The sequence below is a fragment of the Pseudomonas sp. IT-P258 genome (assembly GCF_949767825.1).
Taxonomy (GTDB): domain Bacteria; phylum Pseudomonadota; class Gammaproteobacteria; order Pseudomonadales; family Pseudomonadaceae; genus Aquipseudomonas; species Aquipseudomonas monachiensis.
Window position 1 is genome coordinate 586,155 of the sequence record NZ_CATKPU010000021.1, and the last position, 23,872, is coordinate 610,026.

Below are 23,872 nucleotides of genomic sequence, written 5' to 3' on the forward strand. Positions count from 1 at the left end.
AACTCAAGATTTCAATGCTTCGGCAAGTTTCGCGATTTTGCCGCGAATCGAGCCATCGATAACCAGGTCGCCGGCGCGGATGACGACACCACCAATAAGGGCAGCGTCCTCCGCAACTTGCAGGCGCACTTCCCGGTTGAGTCGTGCACTGAGAACCTTGGCGAGTTTGTCTTGCTGTTCTTGGTTCAATGCGAAAGCACTGGTCACTTCAACGTCTACCGACTTCTCTTGCTCGGCCTTGTACAGGTCGAATAGAGCGGCAATCTCCGGCAACAGCGGGAGACGGTCGTTTTCGGCAACGACGTGGATGAAGTTCTGTGCCTTGGCATCAAACTTGTCGCCGCACACGTCAATGAACGTGGCGGCCTTTTCTGCGCTCGTCAGTCGCGGGGCCTTGAGCACGCGCTGCATGGTGTCGTCTTCCGACACCGCTGCAGCCAGGCCGAGCATGGCTGACCAATTGGCCAGTTGCTGGTGGGCCTGAGCGTGCTCGAAGGCCGCCTTAGCGTAAGGTCGGGCCAACGTGGTCAGTTCTGCCATGATCGCCCTCGCTTAGATTTCAGCAGCCAGTTGGTTAACCAGCTCTGCGTGCGCGTTTTGATCGATTGTGGCACCCAGGATCTTCTCGGCGCCGCCGACTGCCAGCAAGCCCACTTGGGCACGCAGCGCGTCTTTGACACTGTTCAGTTCCTGTTCGATCTCGGCTTGAGCCTGAACCTTCACACGGTCAGCGTCGACACGGGCTTTTTCAACAGCCTCTTCGACAATCTGGTTACCGCGTTTCTTGGCTTGCTCGATGATTTCAGCTGCCTGAGCTTTCGCTTCGCGCAGTTGGTGACCCGCTTTCTCTTGGGCCAACTCCAGGTCGCGAGCTGCACGGCTGGCAGCGTCCAGACCATCAGCGATCTTCTTTTGACGTTCGTGCAGAGCCGCAATGACCGGAGGCCATACGAACTTCATGCAGAACAGTACAAAAATCAGGAACGCAACGGACTGGCCAATCAGGGTCGCATTAATGTTCACGCCAACACCTCGCAGTTACGTTGTCCATCACACCAAATTACCCGGAAGATCCGAGTAATTAGCCAGCGATTTGACCAACGAACGGGTTCGCAAAGGTGAAGAACAGAGCGATACCAACACCGATCATGGTTACGGCGTCGAGCAGACCGGCAACGATGAACATTTTAACTTGCAGCATTGGAACCATTTCTGGCTGACGCGCTGCGCCTTCCAGGAACTTGCCGCCCAGCAGGCCGAAACCAATTGCGGTACCCAGTGCGCCCAGGCCGATCAACAGTGCAACAGCGATAGCGGTTAGACCAACTACAGTTTCCATCTTTCCTCCCGACTTTTACGTCGTATGGTTTAGGTTTTTTAGATTAAAGCGGTAAAACAAATCGTTTCAGATGCCCCGTAAGGAGCACCTTCCCGTTTTACCGGGAAGGACATCAGACTAGTCGAGACTGGTCTTAATGGTTTTCTTCGTGTGCCATCGACAGGTAAACGATGGTCAACATCATGAAGATGAACGCCTGCAGGGTGATGATCAGGATGTGGAACACAGCCCACGCCCACTGCAGAACAACGCCCAGGCCACTAAGCCAGAGCAGACCGCTGCCGAACATCACAGCAATCAGAATGAAGACCAGCTCACCGGCGTACATGTTGCCGAACAGACGCAGAGCCAGGGAGATCGGCTTGGCGATCAGGGTCACGAATTCCAGCAGGAAGTTCACCGGGATCAGCAGGGCCTGAACGAAAATGTTCTTGCTGCCGAACGGATGCAGGGTCAGCTCGCCGATGAAGCCGCCGAGGCCCTTGACCTTGATGCTGTAGAAAATGATCAGTGCGAAAACCGAGAACGCCATGCCCAGGGTCGCGTTCGGGTCGGTGGTCGACACGGCACGGAACGGGATGTGGTGGTCGCCGGTGATCAGGATGGCCAGCTGAGGAATCCAGTCGACCGGTACCAGGTCGACGGCGTTCATCAGGAACACCCAGACGAAGATGGTCAGTGCCAGCGGTGCAATCACCGGGCTGCGGCCATGGAAGCTGTCTTTCACGCTGCCATCGACGAATTCGACCAATACTTCAACGAAGTTCTGCAAAGCACCTGGCTGACCCGAAGTCGCTTTCTTTGCCGCCATACGGAAAAGAAGAACGAAGATCAGACCCAATGCGACCGACCAGCCGAGGGTATCGACGTGGAAAGCCCAGAAGCCCATTTCCTTGGCTTCTGCTGCGGTGTGGGCAAAGCCCCAGCCGCCGGTAGGGAGCTGACCGAAAGTCAGGTTCTGCAAGTGGTGCTGGATATAGCCCGAAGCGGTTGTTTCTGCCATGGTTGCCTCAAACGCCCTAAGGTCTCGAAAGTCTTGTTCTCATCAGCAGGGGAGCGAACCAGCTGACTGACTGAGTCAGCACGAAGGCACCGAATACTGCAATCGGCGCCAGTGGCTTCACACCTGCAAACACCAGTGCAAACAGCACTGCCGTCAAAATCAGTTTGCCTGCCTCGCCGGCATAAAAAGACCGGACGATGGACTGGGCCGCTCGAGCGCCGGAAAACCGAAATGCCCTGTGAGCGAAATAAACATTGGGTAGCAAGGCTATCAGGCCTCCGCAGAGTCCCGAGTACCCGGCAACGACTCCATATCGGTACCAAAGCGCCAAAGCGGCAATCAGCAATACGACAAATTGAGCCATTAACACCGGAAAAACTGCCAGGCGATGGAAGGGCAGGCGGTTTGGCGTGCGGGTTTCCATCACTTTTACTCTCCAATGGTCGGCTGCCGAAATTCAATAACTTGGCATAATTTGTGCCGACAAAATGCGCGCAGAGTATAGGGGCGGTTCTGCCCCTATTCAACTGTCAGGTAGTGATTTCCGACTGCGCGCTACATGAGGAAATGTTTCAGCGGATATGTGCAAGTACGCCTTGAAGCTCATCCAGTGAGTTGTAGCCAATCACTAACTGCCCTTTACCCTTCTTACCGTGGCGAATCTGCACCGCAGAGCCTAGGCGCTCGGCCAGGCGCTGTTCGAGACGAGCAATATCCGGGTCCGGTTTTGCCGCTTCCACAGGCTCCGGTTTACCACTCAACCACTGGCGAACCAGTGCCTCTGTCTGGCGCACGGTCAGCCCGCGTGCGACAACATGTCGCGCCCCTTCAACCTGTTGAATTTCCGGTAAACCGAGCAAAGCACGGGCATGACCCATTTCCAGGTCGCCGTGGGACAACATGGTCTTGATGACTTCCGGCAGGGAAATCAGGCGCAACAGGTTGGCCACGGTCACCCGCGACTTGCCCACGGCCTCGGCCACCTGTTGCTGGGTCAGCTGGAACTCCTGCTGCAAACGCTGCAGGGCCACCGCTTCTTCAATCGGATTCAGGTCTTCGCGCTGGATGTTCTCGATCAGCGCGATGGCGATCGCGGTTTCATCGGGTACATCGCGAACCATCGCCGGGATCGTTTCCTGCCCGGCCTGCTGGCTGGCGCGCCAGCGACGTTCGCCGGCGATGATCTCGAAGCGGCCGCCGCCGATCGGGCGAACCACGATAGGCTGCATGACGCCCTGGGCCTTGATCGACTGCGCCAGCTCTTCGAGCGCCTGCGGATCCATGTCACGACGCGGCTGGTACTTGCCGCGCTGGAGCAGATCAAGGGGAAGGTGCTGCAGCTCACGCAGATCGGCTTGCGCCGCTTGTTCTTCCAGCGAGCTGACAGTCGGACCACTCAACAGAGCATCCAGTCCACGTCCGAGACCTCGTTTCTTGACGGCCATGGGGATTCCTTAAGTTGCCTGAGCAGCGGCGATGCGTGAGTTTTTGCGTTGACGACGAACCATTTCGCCCGCCAATGCCAGGTAGGCAACGGCGCCTCGCGATGTTTTGTCGTACGCCAGCGCCGGCATGCCGTAGCTTGGCGCTTCGGCCAGACGGATGTTGCGCGGAATGACGGTGTCGTAGAGCTGCTCGCCGAAGTGTTCCTTGAGCTGCGCCGAGACATCGTTCATCAGGCTCAGGCGCGGGTCGTACATCGTACGCAGCAGGCCTTCGACCTTGAGGTTCGGGTTCAGCAGTTCAGAGATACGCTTGATGTTATCCACAAGATCGCTCAAGCCTTCAAGTGCGAAGTACTCGCACTGCATGGGGATAATGACCCCGTCGGCGGCAACCAGTGCGTTCAAGGTCAGCATCGACAGCGATGGCGGGCAGTCGATCAGAATGTAATCGTAGTTTTCCCGGATCGGCGCCAGCGCGCTGCGCAGACGGCTTTCCTTCATCTGCATTTCCAGCAGAACCACTTCGGCCGCGGTGAGGTCGCGGTTGGCCGGCAATAGCTGGTAACCACCATGCTCGGAGAAGTGCATGGCCTGGGCCAGGTCACATTCTCCGATCAGCAGGTCGTAGACCGAGTTTTCCAGGCCATGTTTATCCACACCGCTACCCATGGTGGCGTTGCCCTGTGGATCAAGATCGATCAACAGCACCCGGCGCTTGGTCGCGACCAGGGATGCTGCGAGGTTGATGCAGGTGGTGGTTTTGCCCACGCCACCCTTTTGGTTCGCAATCGCGAATACCTTAGCCATTCTTGCTTGTGTTCCCAATCATGCCGTGCGGCGCAGTATCAGCAGATGGCGTTGGCCTTGGCAACCAGGTACGGCCAGGGCGTGTTCGCTATCGAGGTGGAAGTCTGCCGGCAATGCTACCAGCTCATCGGCCGGATGAACGCCCTTCATTGCCAGCCAGCGTGTTTCGCTATCACCGAGGTGGCGAGTCCAGTTGCTGAAGTTTTCCATGCTGCTGAACGCCCGGGAAATGATCCCGTTGAACGGTTGGGCAGGCTGGAATGCTTCGACGCGACTGTGGATAACTTGCAGGTTATCCAGTTTGAGTTCGAGTTTGACCTGGGTCAGGAAGCGGGTTTTCTTGCCGTTGCTGTCCAGGCAGGTCACCTGGGACTCGGGAAACAGGATCGCCAGCGGAATGCCAGGCATGCCGCCGCCACTGCCGACGTCGAGCCAGCGACCGTTTTCGATGAACGACATCACGCTCAGGCTATCGAGCAAGTGACGGGAAACCATTTCGTCCGGATCACGCACGGCGGTGAGGTTGTAAGCCTTGTTCCATTTGATCAACAGGGCCAGGTAACCCAGCAGCTGGGCGTGCTGGGTTTCTGTCAGCGTGACACCGAGTTGGCGAGCACCTGTGGATAACTCTTCTGCGTGTTGCGAAGTGACCAACGAACTCAAGCGCTTTGCTCCAACTGACGGCCCGCGCCGCGTTTTTTCAAATGAATCATCAACAGCGAAATGGCTGCCGGCGTAACGCCCGGGATACGCGAGGCCTGGCCCAGGGTTTCTGGACGGGTCGCGCCGAGCTTGCTCTGGATCTCTTTGGAGAGACCGGAAATATTCGTGTAATCGATATCCACAGGCAATTTGGTGTCTTCGCTGGCTCGCAGGCGGGCGATTTCATCCTGTTGACGATCGATGTAGCCGGCGTACTTGGTCTTGATTTCGACCTGCTCGGCAACCTGTGGATCTTCTGCGCCGCCACCGGTCACCGCGATCAGACCAGCGTAGTCGATTTCCGGACGGCTCAAGAGATTGAGCAGGTTGTATTCGTGGGTCAGTGGCGTGCCGAATTTTTCGGCAATGGCATCGCCCTGTTCGGTGCCCGGGCGTACCCAGGTGCTTTTCAGGCGTTGCTCTTCCAGTTCGATGCTTTCGCGTTTTTTGCAAAAAGCTGCCCAGCGCACGTCATCCACCAGACCCAGTTCGCGGCCTTTTTCGGTCAGGCGCAAGTCGGCGTTGTCTTCGCGCAGGATCAAGCGATATTCGGCGCGGGACGTGAACATCCGGTACGGCTCTTGGGTACCAAGGGTAATCAGGTCGTCGACCAACACGCCGATATAGGCCTCGTCGCGACGCGGGCACCAGGCCTCTTTGCCTTGCGCACGCAGCGCAGCGTTGGTCCCGGCCAGCAAACCCTGGGCACCGGCTTCTTCGTAACCGGTGGTGCCGTTGATTTGCCCGGCAAAGAACAGACCGCCGATGACTTTGGTTTCCAGGCTGTACTTCAAGTCACGTGGATCGAAGTAGTCGTACTCGATCGCGTAGCCCGGACGCACGATGTGCGCGTTTTCCATGCCGCGGATCGATTGCACGATCTGCAATTGCACGTCGAACGGCAAGCTTGTGGATATCCCGTTCGGATACAACTCATGAGTGGTCAAACCTTCCGGTTCGATAAACACCTGATGGCTTTCCTTGTCGGCAAAGCGATGGATCTTGTCTTCGATCGACGGGCAATAACGCGGGCCGATCCCTTCGATCTCGCCGGCAGCGGAATACATCGGTGAACGGTCGAGGTTTGCGGCAATGATTTCGTGGGTGCGGGCATTGGTGTGGGTAATCCAGCAGCTGACTTGCTTCGGATGCTGTTCTTTGGACCCCATGAACGACATCACCGGGATCGGCGTATCACCCGGTTGCTCGGACATCACCGAGAAATCCACAGACCGGCCGTCGATACGCGGCGGAGTACCGGTTTTCAAACGACCCACACGCAATGGCAGTTCACGCAGACGGTGAGCCAGCGCGATCGATGGCGGATCACCGGCGCGACCGCCGGAAAAATTCTGCAAACCGATGTGGATAAGTCCACCGAGGAACGTGCCGGTGGTCAACACCACGGAATCGGCGAGGAAACGCAGACCCATTTGCGTGACAACACCACGGACTTGTTCCTGCTCGACGATCAGGTCGTCAGCGGCTTGTTGAAATATCCACAGGTTCGGCTGGTTCTCCAGGATTTCGCGGACAGCTGCCTTGTACAGAACCCGGTCTGCCTGCGCGCGGGTTGCTCGCACGGCCGGGCCTTTGCGGCTGTTCAACACGCGAAACTGGATACCGCCTTTATCGGTAGCCATGGCCATCGCACCGCCGAGGGCGTCGATTTCCTTGACCAGGTGGCTTTTGCCGATCCCGCCAATGGCAGGGTTGCAACTCATGGCACCGAGGGTTTCCACGTTATGCGTCAGCAACAGGGTTTTAACCCCCATACGTGCTGAGGCCAGTGCTGCCTCGGTACCGGCATGACCGCCGCCGATGACGATCACTTCAAAACGGGAAGGGAAATCCACCACGCACCTCGTGCCTGCTTAAGTAGGTAATTCAGGAATAGTTTGAGCTCAGGTTTTTGGACCTGGTCGACAAGTATAGGGACTTCGCCCTTCCTAAAGAACCCTTTGCACAAAATTTAACCAGCTGTGGAAAAGTCGGAGTTATAGAAATTAAAAAGAAAGAAATTTATTAAATCTTTGTTTTTATGTTTATTTCTATGCACCATCATTTCTGTGGATAGATTGATACAGGCCTTTATTTTCAATGTGTACAGAGATTCAAAACCCTGTGTTCATGTGCCAATGAGGCCCTTGGATAACCGGTGTAAGCCTGTGGATGAAAGAGGTGGTTATCCACAGAGGTGGTTATGTTCAGTTTTCAGGCCCTGTTATCAACTGACCTTAGCCACGGTTATTCACAGGGCTTAATCCACAGAAAAGTGCCGTTTGCTCGAAATTCGGGTACAGGAATTGCGCTCAAGCAGACAAAGTCCGCTCGACACTGGAGGTTTTTTTCAGAAATGGAGAGAACAGACAGGCACGAATGGCCTGTCTGTGAGTAACAGGTGGGCTACTTACCGATACAGAAGCTGGAGAAAATTCGCCCCAGCAGATCATCGGAGCTGAAAGCACCGGTGATTTCACCCAGCGACTGCTGAGCCTGGCGCAAATCCTCGGCCAGTAACTCGCCAGCGCCGGCCAGGGTCAATTGAGCGCGGCCATGCTCGAGGGCTGCACTGGCATGACGTAGCGCCTCAAGGTGTCGCCGGCGAGCGCTGAAGCTGCTTTCGGACGTTTGTTCATAGCCCATGCAGGCCTTGAGGTGTTCGCGCAGCAGGTCCAGCCCGACACCACCAGACTTGGCGCTCAGGCTGATGGTGACATGGCCGTCCGCGCTGACCTCCAGGGCAATGGCTTCGCCCGTAAGGTCGGCCTTGTTGCGGATCAGGGTGACTTTCGCGGGATCGGGACGGGTTTCGAGAAACTCCGGCCAGAGTGCAAAAGGATCGAGGGCTTCCGGGGCCGTGGCATCGACCACCAGCAGTACCCGATCCGCTTCGCCGATGGCTTTCAAGGCACGCTCGACGCCGATTTTTTCCACATGATCATCGGTATCGCGCAGGCCGGCGGTATCCACCACGTGCAGCGGCATGCCATCGATGTGGATATGTTCACGGAGCACGTCACGGGTGGTGCCGGCAATTTCGGTCACGATCGCCGCTTCACGCCCGGCCAGGGTATTGAGCAGACTGGATTTACCGGCATTCGGACGGCCGGCAATGACCACTGTCATGCCGTCACGCAGCAAGGCGCCCTGCCCGGCTTCGCGGATGACGGTGGATAACTCGTCGCGAACCTTGTCGAGCATGCTCAGGACGTGGCCATCGGCAAGGAAGTCGATTTCCTCTTCCGGAAAATCGATGGCCGCTTCGACATAGATGCGCAGGCCGATCAATTGCTCGGTGAGGTTATGCACACGCGACGAGAAAGCACCCTGCAGTGAGCGCAACGCGTTTCGAGCAGCCTGGGCAGAACTGGCTTCAATCAGGTCGGCAATGGCCTCGGCCTGGGCGAGGTCCAGTTTGTCGTTGAGGAAGGCGCGCTCACTGAATTCTCCAGGCCGGGCGAGACGGCAACCCAGTTCCAGGCAACGCTTGAGCAGCATATCCAGAACGATCGGACCACCATGGCCTTGCAGCTCCAGCACATCTTCGCCTGTGAACGAGTTCGGGCCGGGGAAATACAAGGCAATGCCCTGGTCCAGCACCTCGTCGTTTTCACTGAAAAACGGACCGTAGTGAGCAAATCGCGGCTTGAGTTCGCGACCGCTGAAGGCCTTGGCCGCAACGCTGGCCAACGGCCCGGAAATACGCACGATGCCTACACCGCCTCGACCTTGAGCGGTGGCGACGGCTGCGATGGTTTCGCGAGGAACGCTCATAAACCGGTATCCAGACAAAAGTGACAGATAGCAAAACGCCCCACTAGGGGGCGTTTTGAGTGGTTATCCACAGTGTAAATCAGGCAGCTGCTTTAGCGGCTGCTTCGATCTTACGTGTGATGTACCACTGTTGGGCGATCGACAGGCAGTTGTTCACTACCCAGTACAGCACCAGACCGGCCGGGAACCACAGGAAGAAGAAGGTGAAGATGATCGGCATCAGCTTCATCACCTTGGCCTGCATCGGATCCGGAGGAGTCGGGTTCAGCTGCTGCTGGATGAACATGGTTGCACCCATGATGATCGGCAGAATGAAGAACGGATCCTTGATCGACAGGTCAGTAATCCACAGCATGAACGGAGCCTGACGCATCTCGACGCTTTCCAGCAGAACCCAGTACAGCGAGAGGAAAACCGGCATCTGCACGAGGATTGGCAAGCAACCACCCAGCGGATTGATCTTCTCTTTCTTGTACAGCTCCATCATGGCTTGCGACATTTTCTGCCGGTCATCGCCATGTTGCTCTTTCAGTGCAGCCAGTTTCGGTGCCACTGCACGCATGCGCGCCATGGATTTGTAGCTGGCAGCCGACAGCGGGAAGAAGATCCCTTTGATCAGCATGGTCAGGAAGATGATCGACCAGCCCCAGTTACCCACAATGGCGTGGATGTGTTGCAACAACCAGAAGATCGGTTGGGCGATGAACCACAGAATGCCGTAGTCGACCGTCAGTTCCAGACCTGGGGACAACTCTTTGAGCACGGCCTGGCTTTTCGGACCGGCGTAAAGAACAGCGCTGGTCTCGGCCTTGGCACCCGGTGCAACACTCATCGATGGGCCGGTATAGCCGATGATGTAGTTGCCTTTGCTGTCTTTACGGGTCTGGACGACGTTGTTTTCGCCCTTGGCCGGAATCCATGCGGTCACGAAGTAGTGCTGCAACCAGGCAACCCAACCGCCAGTGACGGTTTCTTTGAGCGGCGCCTTGTCCATGTCCTTCATGGACACTTTCTTGTACGGCTCGGAACTTGTCCACAGGGCGGCGCCCAGGTAGGTCGCGGTGCCGGTAGCCGTGGTCGACGAAGGATCGGCGCTGGCGTCGCGCTTCAACTGGGCGAACATCGCACCGGTCCAGGGCTGGGCGCTCTGGTTGTCGATCAGGTAGGAAACGGTTACGTCATACAAGCCACGTTTCACGGTGAAACGCTTGATGTAGTTGACGCCGTCCTTGCTGAACTTAAGGTCTACGACCATTTGGTCCTGACCGTCAGCCAGTTGATAAACCTTCTTCTCCGAGGAATAAACCGGACGACCGGCCGGATTTGCATCCGGACCGTTGGTGCCGATCAGACCGCTTTGCGCCAGATAAGTACGTTCGCCGCCGTTATCGAACAGCTGGAACGGAATTTCCGGGTGATCCTGACGACGCGGATACAGCGGCAGGGTCAACTGGGCAACATCGCCGCCTTGTGGGTCGATAGCCAGGTCCAGTACATCCGTTTTGATCTGGATGAGGTCCTTGCTCACAGCCACCGGCGTTTCGGCAGGTGCGCTGGTGTCGCTTGCAGCACGTGGAATGTCGTCACTGGCGGAAGCGTTGGAGCCAGTTGCCGTTTCCGGCAGGCCCGGTGCAGTCGTACTGGAGGCAACATTCTGAGTCGGCAAGGCAGCCTGACCATAGTCCTGGTTCCATTTAAGAACCATAACGTAGGACACGATTGCCAGGGCGACGATCAGGATCGTGCGTTTGATATCCATGATTACTCGGCCATCGAAGAAGAACGGGAGGTAGGGATAGGTGGAACCGGGTCATAACCACCGGGATTCCACGGATGACAGCGACCTAAACGACGAAAGGTCAGCCAGCCACCGCGAAGAAGGCCATGATTTTCGATGGCTTCTAACGCGTAGCAGGAACAACTGGGGTAGAAACGACAGTGACTGGCCATCAGAGGACTAATGGCATAGCGGTAAAACTGGATCGGAACGAGTGCCAGTTTACGCATCTGGACTGTCTACCCCTACAGTTTCGGTTTTGACTGCTGGTACCGGCGAACTGCGAGCCAGACGCTTCCAGAGTTTGCCGAAATGCTGAATCAATTCGGGGTTTTCTACGTCGCCCAAACCTTTGCGCGCGACGATAACAATGTCCCAGCCGACCAGTGAATCCTGGTTCAGGCGAAACGATTCGCGCATCAGACGTTTGAGGCGATTGCGCTCGACGGAGAGCTTTACGCTCTTTTTCCCGATAACCAACCCGAGACGGGGGTGATCAAGATCGTTGTTGCGCGCAAGGAGCAGGAGATTTTTCCCCGGAACCTTGCCGGTAGGGGAGTCAAAGACTGCCTTGAATTGCCGGGGGGTAAGCAGACGCTTTTCCCGACTGAAGTCCTGACTCACCTCCAGTGCCGGATTATCAAACTGCCAGACGCGCACGACCTTTGGCGCGACGACGCGACAGGACGGCACGACCGTTCTTGGTAGCCATGCGAGCACGGAAACCGTGGGTACGAGCGCGTTTGATAGTGCTTGGTTGGAAAGTACGTTTCATTGTCGTGTTACCTGGTTCGTCCACAACGGGCCGGAATGGCCCCCGTTTTAAGAGACCGGGGATTCTAGAGAAAGCAAGCCTTCAGGTCAATTTCCAACCAGCGTTTCCTTATAAATAGATCTCCAGAGGTTTTTCGGCGCTTGCACCTTACGTAGATATAAAAATAAGAAAGGAAAGTATTTAAAGCTTTTCTGTAAAGCTTATAAAAGCTAGGCCCGCGTCCTTCTGTGGATAACTCAATTCAACCCTTGTTTTACCTGCTGTACAGAGAATGACAACTACAGTGGAAAACAGTGTTCAGCCTGTGCTGCGCTGTCGGATAACCTGTGTGTGAAAGCAGGCTTTATCCACAGGGTGGTTATCCACCGAGTTTCGCCCCCACTTGTGCAACGACCTTAACCCCAGTTATCCACAGAGCTTATGCACAGACCACTGGTCGCCTTTTTTGCGTATGAAAGGGTGATTCTTCTTGGTCGATGAACCACCTTCGTGTGGATAAGTCGGCGTCTGGTCGCTACAATGGCCGCTTGTTTTTGCCTCACCGGCTTTCAACTTAGGGGATATCCGTGTCAGTGGAACTTTGGCAGCAGTGCGTGGAGCTTTTGCGCGATGAGCTGCCTGCCCAACAATTCAACACTTGGATCCGTCCACTACAGGTCGAAGCCGAAGGCGACGAGTTGCGTGTCTATGCGCCCAATCGTTTTGTTCTGGACTGGGTCAACGAAAAATACCTGGGGCGTGTTCTCGAATTGCTCGATGAGCACGGCAATGGCATGGCGCCAGCGCTTTCCTTATTAATAGGCAGCAAACGCAGTTCGGCACCCCGTGCCGCGCCCAATGCTCCCCTGGCTGCCGCGGCTTCCCAGGCCCAGGCTGCTCAAGCGCCCGCCAGTCCGTCGCCGGCACCTGCCGCCGCGTCGACCAAGCGTGCGACGCAAAAAGTGGCCGAGGTCACCGAAGAAGAACCTTCACGTGACAGCTTCGACCCGATGGCCGGTGCCAGTTCGCAACAGGCACCTGTGCGCGCCGAGCAACGTACGGTGCAGGTCGAAGGTGCGCTCAAGCACACCAGTTACCTGAACCGCACCTTTACCTTTGAGAATTTCGTTGAGGGTAAATCCAACCAGTTGGCGCGCGCCGCCGCCTGGCAGGTGGCAGACAACCCCAAGCACGGTTACAACCCACTCTTCCTTTATGGTGGCGTCGGCCTGGGTAAAACCCACTTGATGCATGCTGTGGGTAACCATCTGTTAAAGAAGAACCCGAATGCCAAGGTGGTGTACCTGCATTCCGAGCGTTTCGTGGCGGACATGGTCAAGGCCCTGCAACTGAACGCGATCAACGAATTCAAGCGCTTCTACCGTTCGGTGGATGCGTTGCTGATCGATGACATTCAGTTCTTCGCCCGCAAGGAACGTTCCCAGGAAGAGTTTTTCCACACCTTCAACGCCCTGCTCGAAGGTGGCCAGCAGGTCATTCTCACCAGTGACCGCTACCCGAAGGAAATCGAAGGCCTTGAAGAACGCCTCAAATCCCGTTTTGGCTGGGGCCTGACCGTTGCGGTCGAGCCGCCGGAGCTGGAAACCCGCGTGGCGATCCTGATGAAGAAGGCCGATCAGGCCAAAGTCGAGCTGCCTCACGACGCCGCGTTCTTCATTGCCCAGCGCATTCGCTCCAACGTCCGTGAGCTGGAAGGCGCGCTCAAGCGTGTGATCGCCCACTCGCACTTCATGGGGCGCGACATCACCATCGAGCTGATTCGCGAATCCCTTAAAGACTTGTTGGCGTTGCAGGATAAACTGGTTTCTGTGGATAACATTCAGCGCACTGTCGCCGAGTACTACAAGATCAAGATCTCCGACTTGCTGTCCAAACGTCGTTCGCGTTCGGTCGCTCGTCCGCGTCAGGTCGCCATGGCGTTGTCCAAGGAACTGACCAACCACAGCTTGCCGGAAATCGGCGATGTGTTTGGCGGTCGCGACCATACAACGGTCTTGCACGCGTGCCGCAAGATCAACGAACTTAAGGAATCCGACGCGGACATCCGCGAGGACTACAAGAACCTGCTGCGTACGCTGACCACTTGATGAACACCAGCGCAGCTTATTAAGGCAAGGGACTAGACCATGCATTTCACCATTCAACGCGAAGCCCTGTTGAAACCCCTGCAACTGGTCGCAGGCGTCGTCGAACGCCGACAGACCTTGCCGGTACTTTCCAACGTGCTGCTGGTTGTCGAAGGCCAGCAATTGTCGCTGACCGGTACCGACCTGGAAGTCGAGCTGGTTGGTCGTGTTCAACTCGAAGAGCCGGCGGATCCGGGTTCCATCACCGTACCGGCGCGCAAGCTGATGGACATCTGCAAAAGCTTGCCGAACGATGCGCTGATCGACATCAAGGTCGACGAGCAAAAGCTTGTGGTCAAGGCTGGCCGTAGCCGCTTCACCCTGTCGACACTGCCGGCCAACGACTTCCCTACCGTGGAAGAAGGCCCGGGTTCGCTGACCTGCAGCCTGGAGCAAAGCAAGCTGCGTCGTTTGATCGAACGCACCAGCTTCGCCATGGCCCAGCAGGACGTGCGCTACTACCTCAACGGCATGCTGCTGGAAGTCTCCGCTGGTGTGATCCGCGCCGTGGCCACCGACGGTCACCGTCTGGCCATGTGCTCGATGCAGGCCGATATCGGTCAGCCGGATCGTCATCAGGTCATCGTGCCACGCAAAGGTATCCTCGAACTGGCACGCCTGCTCACCGAGCCGGACGGCAATGTCAGCATCGTGCTGGGTCAGCACCACATCCGCGCCACCACTGGTGAGTTCACCTTCACCTCGAAACTGGTCGACGGCAAATTCCCGGACTACGAGCGTGTTCTGCCTAAAGGCGGCGACAAGTTGGTACTTGGCGATCGCCAGGCTCTGCGCGAGGCGTTCAGCCGTACCGCGATTCTGTCCAACGAGAAGTACCGTGGTATCCGTCTGCAACTGGCCAGCGGTCAGCTGAAGATCCAGGCGAACAACCCGGAGCAGGAAGAAGCGGAAGAAGAAGTGGGCGTTGAATACAACGGCGGCTCCCTGGAAATCGGCTTCAACGTGAGCTACCTGCTTGACGTACTGGGCGTGATGACCACCGAGCAGGTTCGCCTGATCCTGTCCGACTCCAACAGCAGTGCGCTGGTACAGGAATCGGATAACGACGACTCGGCCTACGTTGTCATGCCGATGCGTCTGTAATCATGCCCAGCAGAAGCTAGATGTCCTTAAGTCGCGTCTCGGTCACCGCGGTGCGCAATCTGCACCCGGTGACCTTCTCCCCCTCCCCCCGCATCAATATTCTTTACGGCGCCAACGGCAGCGGCAAAACCAGTGTTCTGGAAGCCATCCATCTGCTGGGGCTTGCCCGTTCGTTTCGCAGCACCCGTCTGTTGCCGGTCATTCAATATGAACAACTGGCATGTACGGTCTTTGGCCAGGTTGAGCTAGCGGAGGGAGGGCATAGCGCCTTGGGCATCTCACGGGATCGACAGGGCGAATTCCAGATCCGTATCGATGGGCAGAATGCTCGCAGCGCCGCGCAACTGGCTGAGATCCTGCCACTGCAGCTGATCAATCCGGACAGTTTTCGATTGCTGGAAGGTGCACCGAAGATTCGCCGGCAGTTTCTTGACTGGGGGGTGTTCCACGTGGAACCGCGCTTCATGTCAACCTGGCAGCGCTTGCAGAAGGCCCTGCGCCAGAGAAACTCTTGGCTTCGGCATGGTACACTTGACGCCGTTTCGCAAGCGGTTTGGGACAGGGAACTGTGCCAGGCCAGCGCTGAAATTGATGAATACCGCCGCGCTTATATCAAAGCCTTGAAACCAGTCTTTGAACAAACCTTGAGCGATCTGGTTGAGCTTGAAGGCTTGACGCTCAGCTATTACCGCGGCTGGGACAAGGACCGTGAACTGAGTACTGTGCTCGCCGGGTCTCTTCAGCGGGACCAGCAAATGGGGCATACCCAGGCCGGACCACAACGTGCTGATTTGCGGCTCAGACTGGGCGCGCATAACGCTGCGGACATCTTGTCCCGTGGCCAGCAGAAGTTGGTGGTTTGCGCATTGCGGATTGCCCAAGGTCACTTGGTCAGCCAGGCTCGACGCGGTCAGTGTATTTATCTGGTGGATGACTTGCCGTCCGAACTGGACGAGCACCACCGTCGCGCGCTTTGCCGCTTGTTGGAAGACTTACGCTGCCAGGTCTTTATCACCTGTGTAGATCACGAATTATTGAGGGAAGGCTGGCAGACGGAAACGCCAGTCGCTCTGTTCCACGTGGAACAGGGCCGTATCACCCAGACCCACGACCATCGGGAGTGAAGGCATTGAGCGAAGAAAATACGTACGACTCAACGAGCATTAAAGTGCTGAAAGGCCTGGATGCCGTACGCAAACGTCCCGGTATGTACATTGGTGACACCGACGATGGCAGCGGTCTGCACCACATGGTGTTCGAAGTGGTCGATAACTCGATCGACGAAGCTCTCGCCGGCCACTGCGACGACATCAGCATCATCATTCACCCGGATGAGTCCATAACCGTTCGTGACAACGGTCGTGGCATCCCGGTAGACGTGCACAAAGAAGAAGGTGTTTCGGCAGCCGAGGTCATCATGACCGTACTGCATGCCGGCGGGAAGTTCGACGACAACTCCTACAAAGTATCCGGTGGCCTGCACGGTGTAGGTGTGTCGGTAGTGAACGCACTGTCCAAAGAGCTTGTTCTTACGGTGCGCCGCAGCGGCAAAATCTGGGAACAGACTTACGTCCACGGTGTTCCACAAGAACCGATGAAAATCGTTGGTGAGAGTGAAACCACCGGCACCCAGATTCACTTCAAGCCATCGGCCGAGACGTTCAAGAACATCCACTTCAGCTGGGACATCCTGGCCAAGCGGATTCGTGAACTGTCCTTCCTCAACTCCGGTGTCGGCATCGTCCTCAAGGATGAGCGCAGCGGCAAGGAAGAGTTGTTCAAGTACGAAGGCGGCCTGCGAGCGTTCGTTGAATACCTGAACACCAACAAGACTGCGGTCAACCAGGTGTTTCACTTCAATATTCAGCGCGAAGACGGCATCGGCGTGGAAATCGCCTTGCAGTGGAACGACAGCTTCAACGAGAACCTGTTGTGTTTCACCAACAACATTCCACAGCGCGATGGCGGTACTCACCTGGTGGGTTTCCGTTCCGCACTGACGCGTAACCTTAATACCTACATCGAAGCCGAAGGTCTGGCGAAAAAGCACAAAGTCGCGACCACCGGTGACGATGCCCGTGAAGGCCTGACCGCGATCATTTCGGTGAAAGTACCGGATCCGAAGTTCAGTTCCCAGACCAAAGACAAGTTGGTTTCTTCCGAAGTGAAGACCGCGGTCGAACAGGAAATGGGCAAGTACTTCTCCGACTTCCTGCTGGAAAACCCGAACGAAGCCAAGCTGGTCGTCGGCAAGATGATCGATGCGGCACGTGCTCGTGAAGCGGCGCGTAAAGCCCGTGAAATGACCCGTCGTAAAGGCGCGCTGGATATCGCCGGCCTGCCGGGTAAACTGGCTGACTGTCAGGAAAAAGACCCTGCCCTTTCCGAACTGTACCTCGTGGAAGGTGACTCTGCTGGCGGCTCCGCCAAGCAGGGGCGTAACCGTCGGACCCAGGCCATCCTGCCGCTGAAGGGCAAGATCCTGAACGTCGAGAAGGCGCGTTTTGACAAGATGATCTCTTCGCAAGAAGTAGGCACCTTGATCACCGCGCTGGGCTGCGGCATCGGCCGCGACGAGTACAATATCGACAAGCTGCGTTACCACAACATCATCATCATGACCGATGCTGACGTCGACGGTTCGCACATCCGTACCCTGCTGCTGACCTTCTTCTTCCGTCAGTTACCGGAGCTGATCGAACGCGGCTACATCTACATCGCTCAGCCACCGCTGTACAAGGTCAAGAAAGGCAAGCAAGAGCAATACATCAAAGACGACGACGCCATGGAAGAGTACATGACGCAGTCGGCTCTGGAAGATGCGAGCCTGCACCTGAATGAGGATGCACCGGGTATCTCCGGCGAAGCCCTCGAGCGCCTGGTGAATGACTTCCGTCTGGTGATGAAGACCCTCAAGCGTCTGTCGCGCCTGTACCCACAGGAGCTGACCGAGCACTTCATCTACCTGCCAGCGGTGAGCATGGAGCAACTGTCCGATCACGCAGCGATGCAAGATTGGCTGGCCCAGTACGAAGTGCGTCTGCGCACCGTCGAGAAGTCGGGTCTGGTCTACAAGGCCAGCCTGCGTGAAGACCGTGAGCGTGGTGTGTGGCTGCCAGAGGTCGAACTGATCTCCCACGGCCTGTCGAACTACGTCACCTTCAACCGCGACTTCTTCGGCAGTAACGATTACAAGACTGTCGTTTCGCTAGGCGCTCAACTGAGCACCCTGCTGGACGACGGCGCGTACATCCAGCGTGGCGAGCGCAAGAAGCCGGTGACCGAGTTCAAGGAAGCCCTTGAATGGCTGATGGCTGAAAGCACCAAGCGTCACACCATCCAGCGATACAAAGGTCTGGGCGAAATGAACCCGGATCAGCTGTGGGAAACCACCATGGACCCAAGCCAGCGCCGGATGCTCAAAGTGACCATCGAAGACGCCATTGGCGCGGACCAGATCTTCAACACTCTGATGGGTGATGCGGTCGAACCACGTCGTGACTTCATCGAGAGCAACGCTTTGGCGGTGTCCAACCTGGATTTCTGATCCCGGTCGATACCAACGAAAAGGCCAACGCATTGCGTTGGCCTTTTTTATTGTCTCGCCGGAGCAACGCGCGGTCCCGTTGCGGCTCCTGTCTCACGATCTGTGGGCGAATCGAGTGTCGGATTAAGTTCGGTGGGATAGACATTCAGGCTGCAAATTCCGCTGTATGCAGAATGAAACCGGGTGATCCAGGCCGCCCCGTCAGGTCGACAGCCAGTGTTTGTTCCAGGCATAAAAAAACCGGCTATATCAGCCGGTTTTTTTACGTCCAAAAAAAACTTATGCACGTTTTTATGGTTTTTATCATTCAAAAAAATATGTAAAAAAATCATAAGGTTACATACAAAAAACGACGATTTTCAATGAAACGGTACACAGGTTATCCACAGAATCTCAGACAGCCACCTGATCGTTTGAAACCGGCGCTTGCGGAGCCGGTGGTAGCGAGCCCATTTCCCGTTGCATCTGCTCGTTCCACGCCTGGACCCGGTCGTTCAATTCAGCGATGGCTCGCGGTCCGGTGCCTGCGGCATACATCGGCTCGCCAATGATCACAGTGATGACGCCCTGCTTCTTCACCCAACCGGTTTTCGGCCAGAACTTGCCTGCGTTGTGCGCAATTGGCAGCACCGGCAATTCGGCGTTGACCGCCAAGGCGCTGCCACCGCGCGAGAACTTTCCAACGGTGCCGAAAGGAACGCGCGTGCCTTCGGGGAAGATCAGCACCCAGACATTGTCCTTGAGCAACTCATCACCCTTTTGCGCCACATGCTTGAGTGCGGCTTTCGGGTTGTCGCGATCGATGGCGATCGGTCGCAGCATGGCCATGGCCCAACCGAAGAACGGCACATAGAGCAATTCACGCTTGAGCACCTGGCTCAGCGGCGAGAAGTAGGCAGAGAGAAAGAACGTCTCCCACGTGCTCTGGTGATTCGACTGAATGACGCAAGGCCGTTCAGGTACGTTCTCGGCCCCCTTCACTTCGTAGCGAATGCCCAAAAACACTTTGCTCAGCCACAAGGCGCAGCGGCACCAGTACACGTTGATGAAGCGATAACGTGCCTTGAATGGCAGAAACGGCGCGATAAAAAAACTCAGGCTGCACCACAGCAAGGAGCTGGTGCCCAGCAGCAGGTAAAAGAGGAAGGTTCTGATGGCCTGCAATATCGACATGGTGACGTTTACCGTTGCGGGCAATACCCGCCTGTATAAAGCGCACTCCTGATCAATCCTTTGCCAGGAAATTCAGAAGCACTCTAATTGTGGATAAGTTCTGCGGCAATCGCCGCCAGATCGTCAAAAATCAATGTGCCAACCGGAAGGGTCAAGCCCTGAGTCTTTTCGCCTTTCCCGGTCTTTACCAAAACTGGCTGAGAATCGACGGCTTTGGCGGCTTCCAGGTCACCAAGGCTGTCGCCGACGAACCAGAGATTGGTCAGCGACACGTTGTAATGAGCGGCGATGGTTTTCAGCATCCCGGGTTTCGGCTTGCGGCAATCGCAGCCTTCGTCCGGCCCGTGCGGGCAATAGACGATCAGGCCGACTTCACCGCCCTGCTCCGCCACCAGCGCGCGCAAGCGCTCGTGCATGGCATCCAGGGTGGCGAGGTCGTAATAGCCGCGAGCGATACCCGACTGGTTGGTAGCGACCGCTACCGTCCAGCCGGCCTTGCTCAACTGCGCGATGGCTTCGATCGAACCGGGGAGTGGAATCCACTCCTCCACCGACTTGATGTAAGCGTCGGAGTCGTAATTGATCACTCCGTCCCGATCGAGAATCAGCAGTTTCAACAGCAATCCCTCAGCCCAGCAGCGAAATGTCGGCGACGCCGAGGAACAACCCACGCAGACGCGCCAGCAACGCATAACGGTTGGCGCGGACTTTTGCGTCCTCCGCGTTGACCATCACAGCTTCGAAGAACGCATCCACCGGCTCGCGCAGTGCAGCCAGGCGTGCCAGGGATTCGCTGTACTGACGCGAGGCGGCCATTGGCTGTACAGCCTGGTCAGCCTGCTGGATCGCCGAGTACAGGGAGAACTCGTTGGCGTTGTCGAAGTACTTGGCTTCCACGACGGTAGGAACGGAGCCTTCGACCTTGCTCAGCAAGTTCGACACGCGCTTGTTCACGGCGGCCAGGGCGGCGGCTTCCGGCAGTTTGCGGAAGGCCTGTACCGCTTGCACGCGCTGGTCGAAGTCCAGGGCCGAGCCTGGCTTCAGGGCACGTACAGACAGGTAGGTCGCGACATCGACACCTTCGTCTTCGTAGCGGGCACGCAGGCGGTCGAAGATGAATTCAAGTACCGATTCGTTCAGGCCGGCTGCCTTGACCTTGGTACCGAATGCATTCACAGCGAAGGCCACGGCGTCGTTCAGGTCCAGATCCAGTTGCTTCTCGATCAGGATACGCAACACGCCCAGTGCGGCACGGCGCAGGGCGTACGGGTCTTTGCTGCCGGTCGGCAGCATGCCGATACCGAAGATACCCACGAGGGTGTCGAGCTTGTCGGCGATGGCCACGGCCGCACCGGTCAGGGTGCTTGGCAGTTCAGCACCGGCACCGCGCGGCATGTACTGCTCGTTCAGGGCCAGTGCGACATCTTCCGGCTCGCCATCGTTGAGGGCGTAGTAGTAACCGGCGACACCTTGCATCTCCGGGAACTCGCCGACCATCTCGGTCGACAGGTCGCACTTGGACAGCAGGCCCGCACGAGCAGCCCACGAAGCGTTGCCGCCAATGCGCGCTGCGATGTAAGCGGCGAGTTTGGAAATACGTTCGGCCTTGTCGTAGACGCTGCCGAGTTTTTCCTGGAACACCACGTTCTGCAGGCGCAGGTTGAAGTCTTCGAGCTTCTGCTTCTTGTCTTGCTTGAAGAAGAACTCGGCGTCGGTCAGGCGTGGGCGAACCACTTTCTCGTTACCGGCGATGATCTGCTGTGGGTCTTTGCTCTCGATGTTGGCCACGGTAATGAAACGTGGCAGCAACTTGCCGTCGGCGTCCAGCAGGCAGAAGTACTTCTGGTTGTCCTGCATGGTGGTGATCAGGGCTTCCTGCGGCACATCGAGGAAGCGCTCCTCGAACGAGCACACCAGCGGCACCGGCCATTCGACCAGCGCGGTCACTTCATCGAGCAGGGCTGGCGGAACGATAGCCGTGCCTTCCTGACGGGTGGCCAGCTCTTCGGTGCGCTTGCTGATGATCTCGCGACGCTCGTTGGCGTCGGCCAGAACGTAGGCGGCACGCAGGTCGGCCAGGTAGCTGGACGGCGAACCGATGCGCACGTTTTCCGGGTGATGGAAGCGGTGGCCACGGGAGTCGCGGCCGGCCTTCTGGGCGAGGATGGTGCAATCGATGACCTGGTCACCGAGCAGCATCACCAGCCACTGGGTCGGACGAACGAACTCTTCCTTGCGCGCACCCCAACGCATGCGTTTCGGGATCGGCAGGTCGTTCAGGGAGTCTTCGACGATGGTCGGCAGCAGGCTTGCGGTCGCCTTGCCGGCGATGCTCTGGCTGTAGCGCAGTTTCGGGCCGCTCTGATCGATTTCGCTCAGGTCGACGCCGCATTTCTTGGCAAAGCCCAGTGCCGCTTGGGTCGGGTTGCCTTCGGCATCGAACGCGGCCTGACGTGGCGGGCCGTCGAGGTTGATGCTGCGATCCGGCTGCTGGGTGGCCAGTGCGGTGATCAGCACGGCCAGGCGGCGCGGGGCGGCATAAACGGTTTTGCTCTCGTAGTTCAGGCCGGCAGCTTGCAGGCCCTTGTCGATGCCGGCGAGGAACGCCTCGGCCAGGGTGTTCAGGGCTTTGGGTGGCAGTTCTTCAGTGCCCAGTTCAACCAGAAAATCCAGAGCACTCATTGTGCAGCCTCCAGCTTGGCCAGTACTTCATCACGCAGGTCCGGGGTCGCCATCGGGAAGCCCAGCTTGGCACGAGCCAGCAGGTAGGCTTGCGCAACGGAACGCGCCAGGGTGCGTACACGCAAGATGTATTGCTGACGCGCAGTCACGGAAATCGCCCGGCGCGCATCCAGCAGGTTGAAGGTATGGGAAGCCTTCAACACCATTTCGTAGCTCGGCAACGGCAGCGGCTGGTCGAGTTCGATCAGGCGCTTGGCTTCGCTTTCGTAGAAATCGAACAGTTCGAACAGCTTGTCGACGTTGGCGTGTTCGAAGTTGTAAGTGGACTGCTCCACTTCGTTCTGGTGGAACACGTCGCCGTAGGTCACTTTGCCGAACGGACCGTCAGCCCATACCAGGTCGTAGACCGAATCCACGCCTTGCAGGTACATGGCCAGACGCTCGAGACCGTAGGTGATCTCACCGGTCACCGGGTAGCACTCGATGCCACCCGCTTGCTGGAAGTAGGTGAATTGGGTCACTTCCATGCCGTTGAGCCAGACTTCCCAGCCCAGACCCCAGGCGCCGAGGGTCGGCGATTCCCAGTTGTCTTCGACGAAGCGGATGTCGTGGACCAGCGGGTCCAGGCCGACGTGCTTGAGGGAGCCCAGGTACAGTTCCTGGAAGTTGTCCGGGTTCGGCTTGAGGACCACCTGGAACTGGTAATAGTGCTGCAGACGGTTCGGGTTTTCGCCGTAGCGGCCGTCAGTCGGACGACGGCTTGGCTGCACGTAGGCAGCGTTCCAGGTTTCCGGGCCGATGGCGCGCAGGAACGTTGCGGTGTGGAAAGTGCCGGCGCCTACTTCCATATCGTAGGGCTGAAGTACCACACAACCTTGCTCGGCCCAGTATTGCTGGAGGGCGAGGATCAAGTCTTGGAAGGTACGCACGGCTGGCGTAGGCTGGCTCACGAAATTCACCTGTTTCTTGGGCTGCGATTTAAAGAGCGGGAGTATACCCGATTCATTGCTGCGCACGCCCCCTGGAGCCTTATGCCACGCTGCTTTTGGTGTTCCGAAGATCCGCTGTACATGGCTTATCACGATCAGGAGTGGGGCACGCCGCTACGGGATGCGCAGGGTTTGTTCGAGTTGCTTTTGCTCGAAGGGTTCCAGGCCGGGCTTTCCTGGATCACTGTGCTGCGCAAACGCGAGCACTATCGCCAGGTGATGTTCGGCTTTGATGTCCAGCGCGTGGCGCAGATGAGCGATGCCGAAATCGACGAGTTGATGCTCGATCCCGGCATCATTCGCAACCGCCTCAAGCTCAACGCGGCCCGGCGCAATGCCCAGGCCTGGCTGGCGCTGGAGGACCCGGTGGCGTTTCTCTGGTCGTTCGTCGGTGGCGTGCCTGTGATCAATCATTTCAAGGATCGCAGTGAAGTCCCGGCCGTGACGCCGATCGCCGTGGAAATGAGCAAAGGCCTGAAAAAAGCCGGTTTCACGTTCGTCGGGCCGACCATTTGCTATGCGCTGATGCAGGCTTCGGGCATGGTGATGGATCACACCCGGGACTGCGACCGCTACGCGCAGTTGGCGAACGGCGGTTAGAATGGCCGCCTCGCGCACAGCACAAA

Annotated in this window: 23 protein-coding genes; 5 read left to right on the plus strand and 18 right to left on the minus strand. The window is 57.4% G+C overall.

Translation table 11 applies throughout. The annotated features are described in order from the left end of the window. Window positions 1–3: 3 nt before the first annotated feature. From ACM6G4_RS09985 to rpmH, 14 genes are all read right to left on the minus strand, one after another. Window positions 4–540 carry a F0F1 ATP synthase subunit delta gene (locus ACM6G4_RS09985; RefSeq protein WP_008045680.1) on the minus strand — a complete coding sequence of 179 codons (537 nt, stop codon included), beginning with the start codon at window positions 538–540 and terminating at the stop codon, window positions 4–6. Window positions 541–552: 12 nt separating this feature from the next. Next, on the minus strand, window positions 553–1,023 hold the full coding sequence (locus ACM6G4_RS09990; protein ID WP_008045681.1) for a F0F1 ATP synthase subunit B: 471 nt from the start codon (window positions 1,021–1,023) through the stop codon (window positions 553–555). A gap of 58 nt (window positions 1,024–1,081) precedes the next feature. Next, complete coding sequence (gene atpE / locus ACM6G4_RS09995) at window positions 1,082–1,339, minus strand: F0F1 ATP synthase subunit C (protein ID WP_003097235.1); 258 nt, start codon at window positions 1,337–1,339, stop codon at window positions 1,082–1,084. Between the two features lie 133 nt (window positions 1,340–1,472). Next, complete coding sequence (atpB, locus tag ACM6G4_RS10000) at window positions 1,473–2,342, minus strand: F0F1 ATP synthase subunit A (RefSeq protein ID WP_095943038.1); 870 nt, start codon at window positions 2,340–2,342, stop codon at window positions 1,473–1,475. A gap of 16 nt (window positions 2,343–2,358) precedes the next feature. Further along, window positions 2,359–2,766: a F0F1 ATP synthase subunit I gene (locus ACM6G4_RS10005; RefSeq protein WP_008045685.1), complete on the minus strand. Its 408-nt coding sequence runs from the start codon at window positions 2,764–2,766 to the stop codon at window positions 2,359–2,361. A gap of 148 nt (window positions 2,767–2,914) precedes the next feature. Then, on the minus strand, window positions 2,915–3,787 hold the full coding sequence (locus tag ACM6G4_RS10010) for a ParB/RepB/Spo0J family partition protein (RefSeq protein ID WP_056726775.1): 873 nt from the start codon (window positions 3,785–3,787) through the stop codon (window positions 2,915–2,917). 9 nt (window positions 3,788–3,796) lie between these two features. After that, the gene (locus ACM6G4_RS10015) at window positions 3,797–4,594 is read right to left on the minus strand and encodes a ParA family protein (protein ID WP_056726774.1); all 798 of its coding nucleotides are present in this window, start codon (window positions 4,592–4,594) and stop codon (window positions 3,797–3,799) included. Between the two features lie 18 nt (window positions 4,595–4,612). Continuing rightward, window positions 4,613–5,257, minus strand: coding sequence for a 16S rRNA (guanine(527)-N(7))-methyltransferase RsmG (gene rsmG / locus ACM6G4_RS10020; protein WP_007969895.1), 645 nt, complete (start codon window positions 5,255–5,257; stop codon window positions 4,613–4,615). Beyond that, complete coding sequence (gene mnmG / locus ACM6G4_RS10025; RefSeq protein WP_414913590.1) at window positions 5,254–7,152, minus strand: tRNA uridine-5-carboxymethylaminomethyl(34) synthesis enzyme MnmG; 1,899 nt, start codon at window positions 7,150–7,152, stop codon at window positions 5,254–5,256. Before mnmG ends, rsmG begins: the two co-directional genes overlap by 4 nt. Window positions 7,153–7,702: 550 nt before the next feature. Beyond that, the gene (mnmE, locus tag ACM6G4_RS10030; RefSeq protein ID WP_056726772.1) at window positions 7,703–9,073 is read right to left on the minus strand and encodes a tRNA uridine-5-carboxymethylaminomethyl(34) synthesis GTPase MnmE; all 1,371 of its coding nucleotides are present in this window, start codon (window positions 9,071–9,073) and stop codon (window positions 7,703–7,705) included. 79 nt (window positions 9,074–9,152) lie between these two features. After that, a complete protein-coding gene (gene yidC / locus ACM6G4_RS10035) occupies window positions 9,153–10,832 on the minus strand; it encodes a membrane protein insertase YidC (protein ID WP_056726771.1) in 1,680 nt (559 codons plus the stop codon). A 2-nt stretch (window positions 10,833–10,834) separates the two neighbouring features. Further along, window positions 10,835–11,080, minus strand: a complete 246-nt coding sequence (gene yidD / locus ACM6G4_RS10040) for a membrane protein insertion efficiency factor YidD (RefSeq protein ID WP_010207715.1) — start codon at window positions 11,078–11,080, stop codon at window positions 10,835–10,837. Further along, window positions 11,073–11,474 (minus strand): ribonuclease P protein component, encoded by a 402-nt coding sequence (gene rnpA / locus ACM6G4_RS10045; RefSeq protein ID WP_056727027.1) that lies wholly within the window; start codon window positions 11,472–11,474, stop codon window positions 11,073–11,075. Before rnpA ends, yidD begins: the two co-directional genes overlap by 8 nt. A 16-nt stretch (window positions 11,475–11,490) precedes the next feature. Beyond that, the gene (rpmH, locus tag ACM6G4_RS10050) at window positions 11,491–11,625 is read right to left on the minus strand and encodes a 50S ribosomal protein L34 (protein ID WP_003213577.1); all 135 of its coding nucleotides are present in this window, start codon (window positions 11,623–11,625) and stop codon (window positions 11,491–11,493) included. Window positions 11,626–12,191: 566 nt separating this feature from the next. On the opposite strand from rpmH, the gene dnaA reads away from it, so the two are divergent. From dnaA to gyrB, 4 genes are read left to right on the plus strand one after another with little or no spacing between them, the layout of a single operon-like run. Beyond that, the gene (gene dnaA / locus ACM6G4_RS10055) at window positions 12,192–13,712 is read left to right on the plus strand and encodes a chromosomal replication initiator protein DnaA (protein WP_056726770.1); all 1,521 of its coding nucleotides are present in this window, start codon (window positions 12,192–12,194) and stop codon (window positions 13,710–13,712) included. 39 nt (window positions 13,713–13,751) lie between these two features. After that, window positions 13,752–14,855: a DNA polymerase III subunit beta gene (dnaN, locus tag ACM6G4_RS10060; RefSeq protein WP_007969885.1), complete on the plus strand. Its 1,104-nt coding sequence runs from the start codon at window positions 13,752–13,754 to the stop codon at window positions 14,853–14,855. 20 nt (window positions 14,856–14,875) lie between these two features. Further along, entirely contained in the window at window positions 14,876–15,979 is a 1,104-nt protein-coding gene (gene recF, locus ACM6G4_RS10065) for a DNA replication/repair protein RecF (RefSeq protein ID WP_056726769.1), read from the plus strand. A 5-nt stretch (window positions 15,980–15,984) separates the two neighbouring features. Continuing rightward, the gene (gene gyrB, locus ACM6G4_RS10070; RefSeq protein ID WP_056727026.1) at window positions 15,985–18,402 is read left to right on the plus strand and encodes a DNA topoisomerase (ATP-hydrolyzing) subunit B; all 2,418 of its coding nucleotides are present in this window, start codon (window positions 15,985–15,987) and stop codon (window positions 18,400–18,402) included. 393 nt (window positions 18,403–18,795) lie between these two features. On the opposite strand, the gene ACM6G4_RS10075 is transcribed toward gyrB, so the two are convergent. The 4 genes from ACM6G4_RS10075 to glyQ all read right to left on the minus strand — a co-directional run bounded on the left by ACM6G4_RS10075 (window position 18,796) and on the right by glyQ (window position 23,207). Beyond that, window positions 18,796–19,575, minus strand: coding sequence for a lysophospholipid acyltransferase family protein (locus ACM6G4_RS10075; RefSeq protein ID WP_056726768.1), 780 nt, complete (start codon window positions 19,573–19,575; stop codon window positions 18,796–18,798). Between the two features lie 83 nt (window positions 19,576–19,658). Then, complete coding sequence (gene gmhB / locus ACM6G4_RS10080; RefSeq protein WP_177336487.1) at window positions 19,659–20,198, minus strand: D-glycero-beta-D-manno-heptose 1,7-bisphosphate 7-phosphatase; 540 nt, start codon at window positions 20,196–20,198, stop codon at window positions 19,659–19,661. Between the two features lie 4 nt (window positions 20,199–20,202). Next, entirely contained in the window at window positions 20,203–22,257 is a 2,055-nt protein-coding gene (glyS, locus tag ACM6G4_RS10085; RefSeq protein ID WP_414913591.1) for a glycine--tRNA ligase subunit beta, read from the minus strand. Then, window positions 22,254–23,207 (minus strand): glycine--tRNA ligase subunit alpha, encoded by a 954-nt coding sequence (gene glyQ / locus ACM6G4_RS10090; RefSeq protein ID WP_003187265.1) that lies wholly within the window; start codon window positions 23,205–23,207, stop codon window positions 22,254–22,256. The genes glyS and glyQ overlap by 4 nt, the downstream gene beginning before the upstream one ends. A gap of 81 nt (window positions 23,208–23,288) precedes the next feature. On the opposite strand from glyQ, the gene ACM6G4_RS10095 reads away from it, so the two are divergent. Then, entirely contained in the window at window positions 23,289–23,846 is a 558-nt protein-coding gene (locus tag ACM6G4_RS10095; protein ID WP_056726766.1) for a DNA-3-methyladenine glycosylase I, read from the plus strand. The last annotated feature ends 26 nt before the right edge of the window (window positions 23,847–23,872 follow it).